The organism is Pseudoxanthomonas kaohsiungensis (assembly GCF_010211765.1).
GTDB lineage: Bacteria > Pseudomonadota > Gammaproteobacteria > Xanthomonadales > Xanthomonadaceae > Pseudoxanthomonas > Pseudoxanthomonas kaohsiungensis.
Genome location: NZ_PDWO01000012.1, coordinates 92,299 through 108,306 on the forward strand (window position 1 = coordinate 92,299; position 16,008 = coordinate 108,306).

The 16,008-nt window shown below is 69.8% G+C and carries 13 protein-coding genes and 1 riboswitch; of the genes, 6 read left to right on the forward strand and 7 right to left on the reverse strand.

What is annotated here, in order from left to right:
* Positions 1–77 precede the first annotated feature (77 nt).
* A complete protein-coding gene (locus tag CSC66_RS12985) occupies positions 78–1,376 on the reverse strand; it encodes a sensor histidine kinase (protein ID WP_162377817.1) in 1,299 nt (432 codons plus the stop codon).
* A complete protein-coding gene (locus CSC66_RS12990) occupies positions 1,369–2,058 on the reverse strand; it encodes a response regulator transcription factor (protein ID WP_162377846.1) in 690 nt (229 codons plus the stop codon). Before CSC66_RS12990 ends, CSC66_RS12985 begins: the two co-directional genes overlap by 8 nt.
* A 199-nt stretch (positions 2,059–2,257) precedes the next feature.
* Between CSC66_RS12990 and CSC66_RS12995 the strand changes: the two genes are divergently transcribed.
* The 3 genes from CSC66_RS12995 (at position 2,258) to CSC66_RS13005 (ending at position 6,776) form a co-directional block, all read left to right on the forward strand.
* On the forward strand, positions 2,258–3,004 hold the full coding sequence (locus CSC66_RS12995; protein ID WP_379655872.1) for a phosphatase PAP2 family protein: 747 nt from the start codon (positions 2,258–2,260) through the stop codon (positions 3,002–3,004).
* The gene (locus CSC66_RS13000) at positions 3,001–4,656 is read left to right on the forward strand and encodes a phosphoethanolamine transferase (protein ID WP_162377819.1); all 1,656 of its coding nucleotides are present in this window, start codon (positions 3,001–3,003) and stop codon (positions 4,654–4,656) included. The genes CSC66_RS12995 and CSC66_RS13000 overlap by 4 nt, the downstream gene beginning before the upstream one ends.
* Positions 4,657–4,757: 101 nt before the next feature.
* Positions 4,758–6,776 (forward strand): M2 family metallopeptidase, encoded by a 2,019-nt coding sequence (locus CSC66_RS13005; protein WP_162377820.1) that lies wholly within the window; start codon positions 4,758–4,760, stop codon positions 6,774–6,776.
* A gap of 296 nt (positions 6,777–7,072) precedes the next feature.
* Here CSC66_RS13005 and CSC66_RS13010 read toward each other — a convergent pair whose 3' ends face one another.
* Both CSC66_RS13010 and CSC66_RS13015 read right to left on the reverse strand, forming a co-directional pair.
* Positions 7,073–7,483: a hypothetical protein gene (locus CSC66_RS13010; RefSeq protein ID WP_162377821.1), complete on the reverse strand. Its 411-nt coding sequence runs from the start codon at positions 7,481–7,483 to the stop codon at positions 7,073–7,075.
* 24 nt (positions 7,484–7,507) lie between these two features.
* Positions 7,508–8,722, reverse strand: a complete 1,215-nt coding sequence (locus CSC66_RS13015; RefSeq protein ID WP_162377847.1) for a multidrug effflux MFS transporter — start codon at positions 8,720–8,722, stop codon at positions 7,508–7,510.
* Between the two features lie 388 nt (positions 8,723–9,110).
* Positions 9,111–9,230, forward strand: a riboswitch (glycine riboswitch).
* Between the two features lie 48 nt (positions 9,231–9,278).
* Between CSC66_RS13015 and gcvP the strand changes: the two genes are divergently transcribed.
* The 3 genes from gcvP to CSC66_RS13030 all read left to right on the forward strand — a co-directional run bounded on the left by gcvP (position 9,279) and on the right by CSC66_RS13030 (position 14,674).
* Complete coding sequence (gcvP, locus tag CSC66_RS13020; protein ID WP_162377822.1) at positions 9,279–12,161, forward strand: aminomethyl-transferring glycine dehydrogenase; 2,883 nt, start codon at positions 9,279–9,281, stop codon at positions 12,159–12,161.
* Between the two features lie 810 nt (positions 12,162–12,971).
* Entirely contained in the window at positions 12,972–13,934 is a 963-nt protein-coding gene (locus CSC66_RS13025) for an aminotransferase class IV (protein WP_162377823.1), read from the forward strand.
* Positions 13,931–14,674: a sulfotransferase gene (locus tag CSC66_RS13030; RefSeq protein ID WP_162377824.1), complete on the forward strand. Its 744-nt coding sequence runs from the start codon at positions 13,931–13,933 to the stop codon at positions 14,672–14,674. Before CSC66_RS13025 ends, CSC66_RS13030 begins: the two co-directional genes overlap by 4 nt.
* A gap of 83 nt (positions 14,675–14,757) precedes the next feature.
* On the opposite strand, the gene CSC66_RS13035 is transcribed toward CSC66_RS13030, so the two are convergent.
* The 3 genes from CSC66_RS13035 to CSC66_RS13045 form a co-directional block, all read right to left on the reverse strand.
* Positions 14,758–15,288 carry a hypothetical protein gene (locus tag CSC66_RS13035; protein WP_162377825.1) on the reverse strand — a complete coding sequence of 177 codons (531 nt, stop codon included), beginning with the start codon at positions 15,286–15,288 and terminating at the stop codon, positions 14,758–14,760.
* 108 nt (positions 15,289–15,396) lie between these two features.
* Complete coding sequence (locus CSC66_RS13040; protein ID WP_162377826.1) at positions 15,397–15,561, reverse strand: hypothetical protein; 165 nt, start codon at positions 15,559–15,561, stop codon at positions 15,397–15,399.
* On the reverse strand, positions 15,558–15,722 hold the full coding sequence (locus CSC66_RS13045) for a hypothetical protein (RefSeq protein ID WP_162377827.1): 165 nt from the start codon (positions 15,720–15,722) through the stop codon (positions 15,558–15,560). The genes CSC66_RS13040 and CSC66_RS13045 overlap by 4 nt, the downstream gene beginning before the upstream one ends.
* Between the last annotated feature and the right edge of the window lie 286 nt (positions 15,723–16,008).

Below are 16,008 nucleotides of genomic sequence, written 5' to 3' on the forward strand. Positions count from 1 at the left end.
GCTGGTCGAACGCGGCCTGCTTCCGGCCTGAGCGCGGCCCGGTCGGCCGCCCCTCGCTGCCGCGCGCACGTCGTCATTCACGCAAGGCGCGAGCGCCCCAGGTCCAGGCTCACGCGGGTCCCCTGCGGCTGGCGCGCGGTGAACACCAGGCGCCAGCCCAGGTGCTCGCACAGGCGCGCGATCAGTTCCAGGCCGATTCCCTCGGAACGGTCGTCGCCCGTGCCGCGGGCCAGGCGCGCGTGGATCGCGCTGATCTCCTCGGGCGACATGCCGTGGCCGGGATCGTCGATCGTGGCCACCCCCGCAGCCGACAGGCCGACGCGGACGACCCCGCTGTCGCTGCTCTCGATCGCGTTGCGCAGCAGGTTGCCGATCGCCGCGCGGACCACGCCCGGCGGCGCCATCACCGTACATGGCTGCAGCGGTTCGAATTCCACTGCCAGCTGCTTGTCGCCCAGCAGGTGCGCATGGTCTTCGACCACCTGCCGGATCACCGCGTCCAGTTCGACCGGCTCGGACAACGCCGCCAGCCGCGCCGGTTCGCGCGCGAGCACCAGCAGCAGCTGGATCAGCTGCTCCACGTCCTGCGCGGTACGCAGGACCCGCTGCATCTGCGCGCGTGCCTGCGCGGGTAGCGCGGGGTTGCCCAGCGCCAGCTCGGTGGCCCCGCCGATCACCGCCAGCGGCGTGCGCAGCTCGTGGCTGGCGGTGGTGATGAACACCCGTTCGCGCTCCACGAAGCGGGCATTGCGCTCCAGGTAGTCGTTGAGTGCCTGGGCGATCACGTACAGCTCGGAACTGCCGCCACGCGCGACCTCGATCCGCTGCCCCGGCACGCCGGGACGCAGGTGGGCGATGTCCTCGGCCAGCACCGAGAGCGGCCGCACCAGCCGGCCCACGCCGAGCCAGGCCGCCAGTCCGGTGACCACGATCAGGACGATGCCGCCCAACAGCGCCAGGCGCTCGGCGAACGACTCCATCTCGTGGAAGTCCTCGATGTCCAGCACCAGCGCCAGCCGTCCGTACCGCCCACTCCGTCGCACCATGACCGCGCTCAGGCGGCCGTCCACGTGGACGTTGTCGTGCAGGCCGTCAGCCAGCCCGCGCAGCTCCCCGGGCAGGTCGGTGGTCGAATCCAGGCGATACAGCCGCAAGGTGTCCGAGTCCTGCCAGCGGTAGCCCGGGTCGCGCGCGGCATGCTCCTCGATCGCCGCGAGTTCCGAGCCCAGCAGCGAGCGCCATGCCGCGTGCTCGGCGTGCTCGTGGACCTGGATGCCCACGGCGAACACCAGCACCGAGACCACCGCGGTGAATGCGAGCAGCCACAGGACCATGCGCCGGCGCAGCGATGCCGGCCTGCGCGGGCGCTCAGTCATCGCCCGGCGCCTGCCGCGCGAGCCGGTAGCCGACCCGCGGCAGTGTGTGGATGAGCTTGTGCGGGAACGGCCCGTCGACCACGCGGCGCAGTTCGTAGATATGCGAGCGCAGCAGGTCGCCCTCCGGCGGAGCATCGCCCCAGAGCGCGAACTCCAGCTCGCCGCGGCTGAGCGCGCCGGGACTGGCGCGCATCAGTGCCTCCAGCAGCTTGCGGCAGGCTGGGTACAGGTGCAGCGCGCGGCCGTCGCGCCGTACCTCGAGCGTGGCCAGGTCCAGCACCAGTCCGTCCACTTCCAGGACCTTCTTCTGCTGCCGTCCGCGCACGCGCAGCAGCAGCGATTCCAGCCGGATCTCCAGCTCGGGCAGCGCGAACGGCTTGGTCAGGTAGTCGTCGGCGCCGGCACGGAACCCGGCGATCTTGTCCGGCAACTCGTCGCGGGCGGTGAGCATGATCGCCGGCGTCTCCAGATGGTGCTGCTCGCGCAGTCGGCGCAGCATCTCCGCGCCGTCCATCCGCGGCAGCATCCAGTCGACCACCAGCGCGTCATAGGCGTGGCTGGTCGCCAGGTGCAGGCCGGTCAAGCCGTCGGGCGCGGCGTCGAGCACATGGCCGCGCGCCTCGAAGTACTCGAACAGGTTGGCGACCAGTTGACGGTTGTCTTCGATGACCAGCAGCCGCATGGCCGGATCCGGGGGGCGACGGGCCATGGTAGTCCTCCGGCCGTCGGAATTCCGTCGGAGCCTGGCGGAAACTCCCGTCGCCGCGATCCACCCGCGATGAACGCCGCCTGCCCCTTAACCCGGTGGCAACACCGCTCCGACCGCAGTCCGACACCGGCGCCACCAGCATGGCCGCGCCTTCCCTGCCTCGCGTGCCGCCTTGTCGTCCATGCCCGATCCGTTTCCTGCGCCGCGGCCGACGCTGCCCACCTGTTTCCTGGCCCGGCACCTGGCGTGGCCATTGGCGGCGGCCGTGGTGGCGAGCGTGCTGCTGATGCGCGCCGGCGGCGACCGCTGGCTGGCCGACGCGCTGTTCGGGCTGGAGGGCGGCCAGTGGGTTCTGCGCGAGCACTGGTTGACCAGCGCGGTGATCCATCGCGGGGGCAAGTGGCTCAGCCTGCTCGCCGGGCTGGTGGTGCTCGCCCTGAATCTGGCCGCGCTGCGCCGCCCGCGATGGGCGCCCCTGCGCCGGCCCCTGCTCTACCTGCTGCTCGCCAGCGCGCTGGGCAGCGCCAGCGTCTCGCTGCTCAAGGCCGCGACCGACGTCGCCTGTCCCTGGGACCTGGCACGCTATGGCGGTGCGCGCGACGACGCCGGCGCGTCCGCGCTGGCCGCCGCCCGCGTGCCGCGCCTGGCGTGCTATCCGGCCGGCCACGCCAGCGCAGGCTACGCATGGGTCTCCCTGTACTTCGCCGCGCTGCTCTGGCGGCCGCGCTGGCGTTGGCGCGGGCTGGCCATCGGCCTGGCCGCCGGCGCGCTGTTCGGCGCCGGACAGCAACTGCGCGGCGCGCACTTCCTCTCCCATGACGTCGCTGCGCTCGCCGTCTGCTGGGTGGTGTCGCTCGGCCTGTACTGCCTGTTCGTCCGGGTCCGGCCCGGCCGCCTGACGCCGCAGGTGCAGGCATGAGCACCTGGCCGCTGCGACGCCCGGCCTGGCCGGCGCTGGCCAACCGCCTGCGGGCGCGTCCAACCCTGAGCACCGAGGCGCTCATCGGCTGGGCCGCGCTGTTCTTCACCCTCGCCTGCAACGGCCTCTTCTGGCGCAGCGCGCTGGCGGTGCACCCGGGCAGCCTGCGGCTGGCGTCGGCGCTGTTCCTGCTGCTGGCCGGCGTCCATGGCCTGCTGCTGGGCCTGCTGGTATGGCGCTGGAACGCGCGCATCGTGCTGGGCACGCTGCTGCTGGCCGCGCTTGCCGCCGCGCACTACATGGACCGCTACCACATCTATTTCGACGTGGACATGCTGCGCAACGTGCTGGCCACCGACCCGAAGGAAGCCGGCGAACTGCTGACGCTTTCGCTGCTGTGGCCGCTGGCCCTGGCAGTGGTGCCGGGCTGGGTCCTGTGGCGGGTACGGCTGTTGCGACGGCGCCTGCCGCAGGCGTTGCGGCGGCGGGCACTGCTGCTGGCCACCGCCGTGGGCATGGTCGCCAGTGGCGTCCTGCTCGCCTCGCAGGACCTGACCCCGCTGCTGCGCGCGCACCGCGAGATCCGCTACCTGGCGACTCCAGCCAACCTACTGGTCGGCCTGCCGCGCGCGTTGCGTCAGGCCGACCCGGGCCATCGTGCACCCAGGTTGCCGCTGGGCACCGACGCCCGCGCCATCGTGCGCGATCCTGGCAGCCGGCCGCGCTTGCTGGTGATCGTCGTGGGTGAAACGGTGCGAGCGGCGAACTGGGGCCTGGACGGTTACGCGCGCCAGACCACCCCGGAACTGGCCCGGATCGGCGTGGTCAACTTCCCCGACATGCGCTCGTGCGGCACCGCGACCGAAGTCTCGCTGCCCTGCATGTTCTCGCCCTGGGGCAGGCGCGACTACGACCAGGCACGCATCCGCGCCCACCAGTCGCTGCTGCACGTGCTCGAGCATGCCGGAATCGCCACCCTGTGGCGGGACAACCAGTCCGGTTGCAAGGGCGTGTGCGAGGGGCTGGAGATCGACCGCCTGGACGATGCCGCCGATCCGGCGCTGTGCGCCAACGGCCGCTGCATGGACGAGATCCTGCTGGAGCGGCTGGCCGAGCGCGCGCGGGCCCGGCCCGGCGACCGGGTGCTGGTGCTGCATCCGCTCGGCAACCACGGCCCGAGCTACTTCCAGCGGTATCCGCCGGCGTTCCGCCGCTACCAGCCGACCTGCGACACCCCGGACCTGGGCGGCTGCAGCCGCCAGCAGATCGTGAACAGCTACGACAACGCGGTGCTCTACACCGACCATTTCCTCGCCCGTACCATCCAGGCGCTGGGCCGCATGGACGATTACGACACCGCCATGATCTACCTCTCCGACCACGGGGAATCGCTCGGCGAAAAAGGCCTGTACCTCCACGGCATGCCGTGGGCGATCGCGCCCGAACAGCAGGTCCGGGTGCCGATGGCCATGTGGTTTTCGGCCGGCTTCAGCGCCGCGCGCAAGCTCGACCTGGCCTGCCTGCGCGAGCGTGCCCGCCGCCCGGCCGACCACGACAACCTGTTCGCTTCCGTCCTGGGACTGATGCAGGTCCGAACCTCGCTCTACGAGCGGGATCTGGACCTGTTCGCCGGCTGCACCCCGCCGGCGTGAGCGGCGGTGGCCGGCCAGGAGCGCGCGGACGCGACCTGCCCTTGCGACCGGGCCGTGCAGCCACTAGCCTGCCCGCACCGCAAGCCCACCGGGGACCCTACGTGAAACACCGCCACCTGCTGCTCCCGCTCGCCATCGCCGCGGGCGTGCTCTCGCTGTCCGCCTGCAAGAAGGAAGCCACCCCCGGGGATGCCGCCGCTCCCGCCGCCACCGCGCCGTCCGGCGAGACCGCCGACGAGTTCGTCGCCCGGGTCAACGCCGAGTACAAGGCGGCGTTCCCGGAGATGACCTCGGCGCAGTGGCTGTCGTCGACCTACATCAACGACGACAGCCAGCGCGTGGCGGCCAAGGCCAACGAGCGCGCCCTGGCCCAGCTCAATGCCTGGATCGAGGAGGCCAAGAAGTTCGAAGGCCAGCCGATGAGCGAGGACAGCAAGCGCGCCCTGGCGCTGCTCAAGCTGATGACCGCCATGCCGGCGCCCAAGGACCCGGCCAAGCTGTCCGAGCTGGCGGGCATCGCCGCCAAGATGGAAGGCGACTACGGCGCCGGTACCTATTGCACCGGCGAAGGCGAGGCGAAGCAGTGCCGCCAGCTGGGCGAACTGGAAGACGTGCTGCGCTCCAGCCGCGACTACGACGCCCAGCTCGACGCCTGGCAGGGCTGGCACAGCATCGCCAAGCCCATGCGCCAGGACTACACGCGCTTCGTCGAGCTGGTCAACGAGGGCGCCAGGGAGATGGGCTACGCCAACACCGGCGCGATGTGGCGCAGCGGCTACGACATGCCGCCGGACCAGTTCGCGGCCGAGACCGACCGCCTCTGGGAGCAGGTGCGCCCGCTGTACGAGCAGCTGCACTGCTTCGCGCGCGACCGCCTGCAGCAGACCTACGGCGTGGAGAAGGGCCAGGTCGGCGGCGGCCTGATCCCGGCGCACCTGACCGGCAACATGTGGCAGCAGGACTGGGGCAACCTGTGGGACATGCTGCAGCCCTACCCCGGCGCCGGCAGCCTGGACATCACCGGCGCGCTGGAGAAGCAGTACCAGCAGGACCTGGGCGCGGCGCTGTACAAGCGCGGCCCGGGCGCCGACGCCAAGGCGCGCTTCGAGGCCGAACGCGAGGCGCAGCTGCAGGTCGCCAAGCAGATGACCGAGCGCGCGCAGGACTTCTACGTCTCGCTGGGCATGCCCAAGCTGCCGGAGAGCTACTGGCAGAAGACCCAGTTCATCAAGCCGCTGGACCGCGACGTGGTCTGCCACGCCAGCGCCTGGGACATGAACATGGAAGGCGACGTGCGCACCAAGATGTGCATCAAGCCCAACGAGGAAGACTTCACCACCATCTACCACGAGCTGGGCCACATCTATTACGACCTGGCCTACAACGTGCAGCCGCCGCTGTTCCAGAACGGCGCCAACGACGGCTTCCACGAGGCCATCGGCGACACCATCGTGCTGGCGATGACGCCGAAGTACCTGGAGTCGATCGGCCTGGTCGGCGCGCAGGAGCAGAGCCAGCAGGCGCTGATCAACGCGCAGATGCGCATGGCCCTGGCCAAGGTCTCGTTCCTGCCGTTCGGCCTGATGATCGACCGCTGGCGCTGGGGCGTGTTCGACGGCTCGATCACGCCGGAGCGCTACAACCAGGCCTGGTGGGACCTGAAGGCGAAGTACCAGGGCGTGGCGCCGGCCAGCGCGCGCGGCGAGGAGTTCTTCGACCCGGGCGCCAAGTACCACGTGCCGGGCAATACCCCGTACACGCGCTACTTCCTCTCGCACGTGCTGCAGTTCCAGTTCTACAAGTCGCTGTGCGAAGCGTCCGGCCACACCGGCCCGCTGTACGAATGCAGCTTCTACGGCAACCCGGAGGCGGGCCGGAAGTTCCAGGCGATGCTGGCGCGCGGCGCCAGCCAGCCGTGGCAGGCCACGCTGAAGGAGCTGACCGGCAGCGAGCAGATCGACGGCGGCGCGGTGCTGGAGTACTTCGCCCCGCTGCAGGAGTGGCTCAAGCAGCAGAACCAGGGCAAGCAGTGCGGCTGGCAGGCGACGGCGGCCGCACCGGCCGCGCCGCAGGCTCCGGCGGCCCCGCAAGCGCCGGAGGCGCCGGCCGGACAGGGCTGAGCAGCACTCCACCGATGCAACACGGGCGCCCTCGCGGCGCCCGTTCTTCTTTTGGCCGCGGGCCGCCTGTTCCACCGCAGCGCCCATCCACCGGCAATCCCGCATCGTCGGCAGGGCGGTGGCGTCGTGGCTCTCCAGCGGCGTCGGGTCGCCCATGAGGATGGGCTCCTACACGAGCTGGCCAGCCGCTCCTCATGCAGGAGCCGATTCATCGGCGACCCGACGCGGTCGACCTGGGCAGCGATCCCGTAGATCCAGCGGCGTCCGCCGACCAGGGGGCGCCTACGCGAGCGCGGTCACTGCACGGTGGCGGAGGCGGCGTCCGGCTGCACCGCGGCCATCTCGTCCTCGAGCTGCTTCTCGTAGTCGGCCAGCGACTTGCCGTGGACGGCCGCTTCCAGCTCGGCCTCGTCGCGCAGGGCATCGGAATAGACCAGCTTGACCGGAACGCCCTTCTCGTCGTGCAGGCGCTGGGCGCGGCGGATCAGCATGAGCACCTGCGCGGCGCTGTCGCTGCTGCCGACGATACGGCCGTCCATGCCCAGCACCCATACGCCGGACTGGCGGACGATCCCGGCCAGGAGGTTGTCGTCGCGGTCGCGCAACTCGGCGTGCGGCTCGATCGCCGGCGCATCGCCGCGGCGGTTGCGCTCGCGCTCGGCCTTGCGCCTGCGGGCGTCGCGACGGGCCTTGGACTGGATCGACATGCGGTACTCCGGAGGAAAAAAAGATCAGAGCTGGTCGCCCGGCTCCAGTGTCGGCGATGAGGGCGGTGGCGGGAAGCGGCGCGACACGCGCGCCTCCCAGCGCCAGAACGCCCAGCCCAGGACGACGAAGGCGGCCATGCCCAGCGCCAGGTGCAGGCCGTGCTGGCTCAGCAGCGGCGACAGCGCGCCGGCCACGGCCGCATTGAGCACCAGCTGGGTGAACGCCTGCAGCGACGAGGCCGAGCCGCGCTGGCGCGGGTACATGTCCAGGATCGCCAGGGTCAGCACCGGGAACACCAGGGCCACGCCGAACGCGGCCAGGCTCATCGGCAGCACCGCCCAGGGCACCGACAGCGCCGGCGCCAGCGCGCTGTAGAGCACGTTCGCCAGCGCCGCCACGCCCATGCAGGCATAGCCGACCCCGACCTGGTACGGCGGCTGCCAGCGCCCGGCCACGCGTCCGGACAGGAACGCGCCCAGGGTCATGCCGCCGATGGTCGGGATGAACAGCCAGGCGAACTGCTGCTCGCCCAGGCCCAGCAGGTCCATCACGAACGCCGGTGCCGAGGCGATGTACAGGAACAGGCCGGCGAAGCCGAACGCGCCGGCCGCGGCCAGGCGCTGGAAGCGCGGGTTCAGGGCGATGGCCAGGTAATCGCGCGCCAGGCGGCCCGCCCGCAGCGGCATGCGCGAGGCCGGCGGATGGGTCTCCGGCAGCCACAGCGCGGTGCTGGCCAGCAGCAGCACCGAGAACGCGGCCAGGAACCAGAAGATCAGCGGCCAGCGCCCGGCGCCGAGCATCCAGCCACCGATGATCGGCGCGATCGCCGGGGCGATGCCGAAGATCATCGACACGTGGCTCATCAGCCGCTGCGCATCGCTGCCGTGCAGCACGTCGCGGATCACCGCCCGGCCCACGATCAGGCCCACGCCGGCCGACAGGCCCTGCAGCGCGCGGAACGCGAGCAGGGTCCGCAGGTCGGGCGCCAGCGCGCAGCCGACCGAGGCGACGATGAACACCGACAGCCCGCCCAGGATCACCCGGCGCCGGCCGATCGCATCGGACAGCGGCCCGTGGACGATGCTCATCAGCGCATAGGCGGCCAGGTAGACGCTGATGGTCTGCTGCATCGCCAGCTTGTCGGCGCCGAACTGCGCGGCCATCTGCGGGAAGGCCGGGAAGATGGTGTCGATCGAGAACGGGCCGAACATGGCCAGCCCGCCCAGCAGCAGGGCCAGGCGGCGGGTCGACGGGGCGCGGGGACCGTTCACCGGCGCGCTCCCGGCGCCCGGGCGGCCCGGTTCGCCTGACCCTGCGCCCGCGCCACCCCGGCCGGAACCCCGCCGTGCCCGGGTCGGGAGGCGGCTGCCTGATGGGGTGGAACGGCGGGTATGCGCATGGGGGCTCCTGGGCCGGGCTGGCCCGCCGGCCGGCCAGCCCCCCGCCGATCGCGAGGGTGCCGGAGACGGCGCTGAATGCGGGCCATGGTAAGCCATCGCCCGCGGCCGGCGTGGCACCGGCCGGCGTATAATCCCGCCCACACCGCGTGCGGTGGGAGAAGCGGGGCGACCCGCTGCCGAAGGCGCAAACGCCCGTAATCGCTCAGGCTCCCATACCACCGCGCCGAACACACACTCTGGAGAGACCGGCCGCCCGCCAGGGCCGCGCCGGCGCCGAAGGGGCACGAAGCCGCGACCTCGTCCGCGCAGCTTCCAAACTCTCAGGCAAAAGGACAGAGGGGCACCCCGTCGCGCGACCGCGCGGCGCCTTCCTGCCCCTGTCCGGACCGACTCCATGTCCCAGCACACCTCCTCCCTGCGCGGGCACAGCCTTCGCCAGCTCGAGCAGCACGACGCCTTCGTCGGCCGCCACATCGGCCCCAACGATGCCGAGATCGAAACCATGCTCGCCACCGTCGGCCACGCCTCGCTGGAGGCGCTGACCGATGCGATCGTGCCGGCCAGCATCAAGTCGCCCGCCCCGCTCGCGCTGCCCGACAGCCTCACCGAGGAGGAGGCGCTGGCCAAGATCCGCGCGCTCGCGCTGAAGAACCAGGTGTTCCGCAACTTCATCGGCCAGGGCTACCACGGCACCCACACGCCGAAGGTGATCCTGCGCAACATCCTCGAGAACCCGGCCTGGTACACCGCCTACACCCCGTACCAGGCGGAGATCTCGCAGGGCCGGATGGAAGCGCTGATCAACTTCCAGACCATGTGCGCCGACCTGACCGGCATGGAGATCGCCAACGCCTCGCTGCTGGACGAAGCCACCGCCGCGGCCGAGGCCATGACCCTGGCCAAGCGCTCGGCCAGGTCGAAGTCCGACACCTTCTTCGTCCACGACGCCGTGCACCCGCAGACCCTGGAAGTGCTGCGCACGCGCGCCGAGCCGCTGGGGATTGTCTTGCGCGTGGGCACGCCCGAGGAGGCGATGGAGGCCGAGTCCTTCGGCGTGCTGCTGCAGTACCCGGACACCTTCGGCCACGTCGGCGACCACAAGGCGCTGGCCGAGGCCGTGCATGCGCGCGGCGGCCTGGTCGCCGTGGCCACCGACCTGCTCGCGCTGACCCTGATCGCCGCACCCGGCGAATGGGGCGCGGACATCGTGGTCGGCAACAGCCAGCGCTTCGGCGTGCCGTTCGGCTTCGGCGGCCCGCACGCGGCGTTCATGGCCTGCCGCGACGCCTACAAGCGCTCCATGCCCGGCCGCCTGATCGGCGTGTCGGTGGACGCGGCCGGCAACCCGGCCTACCGCCTGACCCTGCAGACCCGCGAGCAGCACATCCGCCGCGAGAAGGCCACCTCCAACATCTGCACCGCGCAGGTGCTACTGGCGGTGATGGCCTCGATGTACGCGGTCTACCACGGCCCCGAGGGCCTGGTCCGCATCGCCCGCCGCACCCATCGGCTGGCCGCGATCCTGGCCGCGGCGCTGCGCGCGGCCGGCGTGAACGTGGGCGGGCGCTTCTTCGACACCCTGCACGTCAAGGACGTGGACGCCGGCGCGATCCTGGCCAGGGCGCGCCAGGCCGGGATCAACCTGCGCGAGATCGACAGCGAAGCGCTGGGCATCAGCCTGGACGAGACCACCACCCGCGCCGACATCGTCGCCCTGGGCGCGCTGTTCGGCGCGAAGGTCGACGTCGAGGCGCTCGACGCCGCCACCGCAGACGCGTTGCCGGCGGACCTGGCCCGCACCAGCCCGTTCCTGACCCACCCGGTCTTCAACACCCACCACAGCGAGCACGAACTGCTGCGCTACATGCGCGCCCTGGCGGACAAGGACCTGGCGATGGACCGCACGATGATCCCGCTGGGCTCGTGCACGATGAAGCTCAACGCCACCGCCGAGATGATCCCGGTGACCTGGCCCGAATTCGGCGCGATCCACCCGCTGTCCCCGGCCGAGCAGGTCCAGGGCTATCGCCAGCTGATCGAGGAACTCGAAGCGATGCTGGCCGAGTGCACCGGCTACGACGCGGTCAGCCTGCAGCCCAATTCCGGCGCGCAGGGCGAGTACGCCGGGCTGCTGGCGATCCGTGCCTACCATGCCTCGCGCGGCGAGGCGCACCGCGACATCTGCCTGATCCCCGAATCCGCGCACGGAACCAACCCGGCGTCGGCGCAGATGTGCGGCATGAAGGTCGTGGTCACCAAATGCGATGCCAACGGCAACGTCGACGTGGAGGACATCCGCCGCGCCGCCGAGAAGCACTCGGCGAACCTGGCCGCGATCATGATGACCTACCCCTCCACCCACGGCGTGTTCGAGGAGGACGTGGTCGAGATCTGCCGGATCGTCCACGAACACGGCGGGCAGGTGTACACCGACGGCGCCAACATGAATGCCCTGGTCGGCCTGGCCAAGCCGGGCAAGTGGGGGTCGGACGTCTCCCACCTGAACCTGCACAAGACCTTCTGCATCCCGCACGGCGGCGGCGGCCCGGGCGTGGGCCCGTGCGCGGTGAAGGCGCACCTGGCGCCATTCCTGCCCAAGACGCTCGGCGGCCACGGCGAGGTCGGCATGGTCAGCGCCGCCAGCTTCGGCTCGGCCTCGATCCTGCCGATCAGCTGGATGTACGTGACCATGATGGGCGCGGCCGGACTGCGCAAGGCGACCCAGGTCGCGCTGCTCAACGCCAACTACATCTCCCGGAAGCTCGCGCCGCACTACAAGACCCTCTACACCGGCCGCAACGGCCTGGTCGCGCACGAGTGCATCCTCGATGTGCGTCCGCTGGAGAAGGCCACCGGCGTCACCGCCGAGGACGTGGCCAAGCGCCTGATCGACTTCGGCTTCCACGCGCCGACGCTGAGCTTCCCGGTGCCGGGCACGCTGATGGTCGAACCGACCGAGAGCGAGTCGCTGCACGAGCTCGACCGCTTCATCGACGCGATGATCCAGATCCGCGAGGAAATCCGGGCGATCGAGGACGGCCGCCTGGACCGCGAGGACAATCCGCTCAAGCATGCCCCGCACACTGCCGCGCAAGTGTCGGGCAGCGAGTGGACCCACGCCTACCCGCGCGAGCTGGCGGCCTTTCCGCTGGCCACGCTGAAGCAGCAGAAGTACTGGCCGCCGGTGGCCCGCGTGGACAACGTCCACGGCGACAAGAACGTGTTCTGCGCGTGCATCCCGGTGGACGCGTACAAGGACGAAGCCGCCGAGGTCTGAGCCTGGCGGTTTCCTGGCACGAGAGAAGCCCCGCGATGCGGGGCTTCTCTTTTTCTCGGCGGCACACGCACGAACCGCGTCGCATGTCCTTCGCGGGCGACTCTGTCGGCGCGATGGCTCGGCGATCGGAAGCGCAAAGTCGAAGGCAACAGCGTGGCGGCGCCAGCTCCGGGCTGAGCCGCGGCAGTGCGCATGTGTTGCGGTCGGCGCGGCGGCACATCCGTGTGCCGACGCGCCGACGCGGACATCCCTGTCCGCTGCCGCAACACATGCGCACTGCCACGTCTTCGGGCGGGTCGGGGTCGTGGCTCCGTTTGTGCACGCAATAGCTCCTACGGCCGTTCCGGAGACCAGATGAATTCGCTCGGCAGAATGGGCGATAGCCTCCAACCTCATCGAACGAAGCGACTTCACACTGCCCGGCACGCCGTCCTGCCGGAACCAGCACGTTCGCTCCAGCGCCGCTGCGCCTTTGCCCGAATGCTGCGCTGACGCCCGCCAGAAGGATCGCGACACCCCCCAACTTCCCGCAGCCCTTCGAAGCCGCAACCCGCAATGTCCGCGAGGACGCCGTCCTGCCGGGGCATGGCGCAAGTGGCACACGGATGTGCCACGACCCCTCGTACGGACAGGACGTCCGCCCGAGGGGTAAGCCATGCCCCGGCAGGACGGCGGCCCCCGGCCGAAGCCAGCGCTGTAGCTGCAGCTGCAGCTTTGGCTCAAACGCCAGCAGCACGCTTACGCCTGCCAGCGGGATGAAGGCACTGGTTTACCATCGGTCCGAGCCCTCCTCGATCGCAGGAACCACGCATGACCCAGGGTACCCAGCATTCGGCCGACGACCCGCGCAACGCCGACATCCTGATCTCGATCAACGGCACGATGAAGCATCGCAGCGAAGCGATGGTGTCCGTGTTCGACAGCGGCTTCGTGCTCGGCGACGGCGTGTGGGAGGGATTGCGCGTGGTCGGCGGGCACCCGGTCTTCCTCGACGCGCACCTGGACCGCCTGTACGAAGGCGCCAAGGCGATCATGCTCGACATCGGCCTGGACCGAACCGCCCTGACCCGCGCCATCTACGACACGCTGGATGCCAACGGCATGCGCGGGGACGGCGTGCACGTGCGGCTGATGGTCACCCGTGGGGTGAAGAGCACGCCCTACCAGGACCCGCGCGTCACCGTCGGCCCGGCCACCATCGTCATCATCCCCGAGTACAAGGTCGCCTCCGTGGCCGGCAGCCGGCGCGGACTGTCTTTGTATACGGTGCACGTGCGCCGCGGCTTCCCCGACGTGCAGGATCCCAAGCTCAACTCGCACAGCAAGCTCAACTGCATCACCGCCTGCATCCAGGCCTACGGCGCCGGCGCCGACGAGGCGCTGATGCTGGATCCGCACGGCTTCGTCTCCACCTGCAATTCCACCCACTTCTTCATCGTCCGCAAGGGCGAGGTGTGGACCTCGACCGGCCAGTACTGCCTGGGCGGCATCACCCGCGCCAACGTGATCGCCCTGTGCCGGGACAACGGCATCCCGGTGTTCGAGAAGTCCTTCAGCCTGACCGACGTGTTCGGGGCCGACGAGGCGTTCGTCACCGGCACCTTCGCCGGCGTAGTGCCGGTGCGCACGGTCGACCATCGCCGCATCGGCTGGGAAGCCGAGTCCGATGTCGGCGCCGAGCCGGACGCGCGCGGCCCCATGGTCAGGCGCCTGCAGGCGCTGTACCAGGAGCGGGTCGCTGCGGACGTGGCCGCACGCGGGCCGCGTGCATGAACACGACCGCGGCCCCGCTGCGGGTGGCCATGTGGTCCGGCCCGCGAAACATCTCCACTGCGATGATGCGCGCCTGGGAAAACCGCGGCGACTGCGCGGTCAGTGACGAACCGCTGTATGCGCACTACCTGGCCCACACCGGGCTGGACCACCCGGCGCGGGACGAAGTCATCGCCGACGGCGAAACCGACTGGCGCAAGGTGGTGGACGCCCTGCTCGGCCCGGCGCCCGGCGGCGCGCCGGTCTGGTACCAGAAGCACATGACCCACCACCTGCTGCCGCACATGGGGCGCGACTGGATCGCCGGCCTGCGCAACGTCCTGCTGATCCGCGACCCGCGCCAGGTGGTGGCGTCCTACGTGAAATCGCGCGCCGAGGTCACCGCGCAGGACATCGGCCTGCCGCAGCAGGTGGCGCTCTACGAGGAGCTGTCCGCGCGCGGGCAGCCGCCGCCGGTGATCGACGCCGGCGATTTCCTGCGCGCGCCCGAGTCGCACCTGCGCGCGTTGTGCGACTGGCTGGGGATCGGGTTCACGCCGCGCATGCTGGCCTGGCCGGCGGGACCGCGCGACAGCGACGGGATCTGGGCACCGCACTGGTATGCGCAGGTGTGGCAGTCGACCGGCTTCCAGCCGCCCAACGACGCCACATGGTTGACACTGGATGGCACGGCCGGCCAGGTTGCGCATCAGTGCCGAGAAGACTACGAAGCGCTGCGCGCCGTTCGCCTGCGCGTATGAGATAGCCCGTCGATGGTGTAGGCTGCATCGGGTCGCACCCGACATCGATGCATGAGGCTTCCGCGAACCGCTCGCCAATGCATCTAAGCGATGCCACGCAACTGGAGAAGTACGAGCAGGTTTGTCAGGGCATGCACCATAACGGATGCGAGGTATCCGTGCACCTTGTTCTTCGTGTTGTGCATGAGAGCGCAGAAAACGAAGAAGTTGATGAATATCGAGAGATAAACCACTTCACGATAAATGATGGTGTGGAATGCCGTCGCAATCCCCGCCACGACGGACGGCACAATCCAACGACCATTACCCAGCGGACCCGCGAGTAAACGTATCCATGCCAGGCATATCAGATTTTCGATAAGGGGGGCGAGCAGTAGCGGTGATAGCCAAGGCGTTACCGCCTGACTGGCCTGTACCTGCCCAAGCCGGCTGGGAAGCGACAACTCCATGGCAAGCCACGCAAGTATCGATTCAGCGGCATTCTGGAGCAGAAAGACGAGGATGCTCAGAGGGATGCATGCAGCCAGGAGCCTGGGCAGGGCGGCTTCGAAAAAGTTCCGTTGCAAGAACCCCTCGACAGCGGCGCAATCGAGACCTCTGCCAGTGCTGTTCAAGGCGCCTCCTGCATTCCTCGACGATGGTGACCCAAGTGCCGCCCCGTAGCTTGGCGGGACTGCTCGATCGTGGCAACAGGCGCCCGGGGCCCCGGGCGCCCAGAAGCGTCATGCTTCCTCAAGCCCTGCGCCTTCCTTGAATCCGCGCCAGAACTCGGTGGCCGCCTCCTTGGCATACTGGTAGATCTCGTCGATCTGACCAAGAATCCCGCCACCGGCGACTTGGACGGCTTCCTCTTCCGAAAGGGTTCTCATCTCGATCTCCTTGATCATGCACCGTACTGCATGGCGCCGAGCATCGGGTTCTCCAAGCTGTCAATCTCCTGGTTGGTCGCTGCGACCGCGCCGAGGAATTTTCCCACGACATAGGCCACGTCACCGTACAGGCTTCCGCCAGCGACTTCGATCGTTTCGTTCACATCAAGCTCCCTCATGTCCTTCTCCATTTGATGGCGCAACTTGGTCGGTGCGCACCCGACTTTGCCAGCTCTCCGGCAAACTCATACCTATCAACGCCGCGCACTCTCGACGACGCATATGCAACGCACGGTGCTCGCATAGAGCAAGCGGCGCAATCGGCACCGCACCCCATCTTCCATAGGAAAATCCTGATGAGGATGCGAGCGAACACCATGCGAACCGCAGGCCCAAGCCCCACGGCAGGCAAGCGACTCGACCTCTCCTGGGCGTCACACAATTCCGTGACGGCTGAGACGTATT

Excerpts from the sequence above, each read along its gene's own strand:
- CSC66_RS12985 (WP_162377817.1), bottom strand. The coding sequence starts at position 1,376 with ATGACTGAGCGCCCGCGCAGGCCGGCATCGCTGCGCCGGCGCATGGTC.
- CSC66_RS12990 (WP_162377846.1), bottom strand. The coding sequence starts at position 2,058 with ATGCGGCTGCTGGTCATCGAAGACAACCGTCAACTGGTCGCCAACCTG.
- CSC66_RS13000 (WP_162377819.1), top strand. The coding sequence starts at position 3,001 with ATGAGCACCTGGCCGCTGCGACGCCCGGCCTGGCCGGCGCTGGCCAAC.
- CSC66_RS13010 (WP_162377821.1), bottom strand. The coding sequence starts at position 7,483 with ATGTCGATCCAGTCCAAGGCCCGTCGCGACGCCCGCAGGCGCAAGGCC.
- gcvP (WP_162377822.1), top strand. The coding sequence starts at position 9,279 with ATGTCCCAGCACACCTCCTCCCTGCGCGGGCACAGCCTTCGCCAGCTC.
- CSC66_RS13025 (WP_162377823.1), top strand. The coding sequence starts at position 12,972 with ATGACCCAGGGTACCCAGCATTCGGCCGACGACCCGCGCAACGCCGAC.
- CSC66_RS13030 (WP_162377824.1), top strand. The coding sequence starts at position 13,931 with ATGAACACGACCGCGGCCCCGCTGCGGGTGGCCATGTGGTCCGGCCCG.
- CSC66_RS13040 (WP_162377826.1), bottom strand. The coding sequence starts at position 15,561 with ATGATCAAGGAGATCGAGATGAGAACCCTTTCGGAAGAGGAAGCCGTC.
- CSC66_RS13045 (WP_162377827.1), bottom strand. The coding sequence starts at position 15,722 with ATGAGGGAGCTTGATGTGAACGAAACGATCGAAGTCGCTGGCGGAAGC.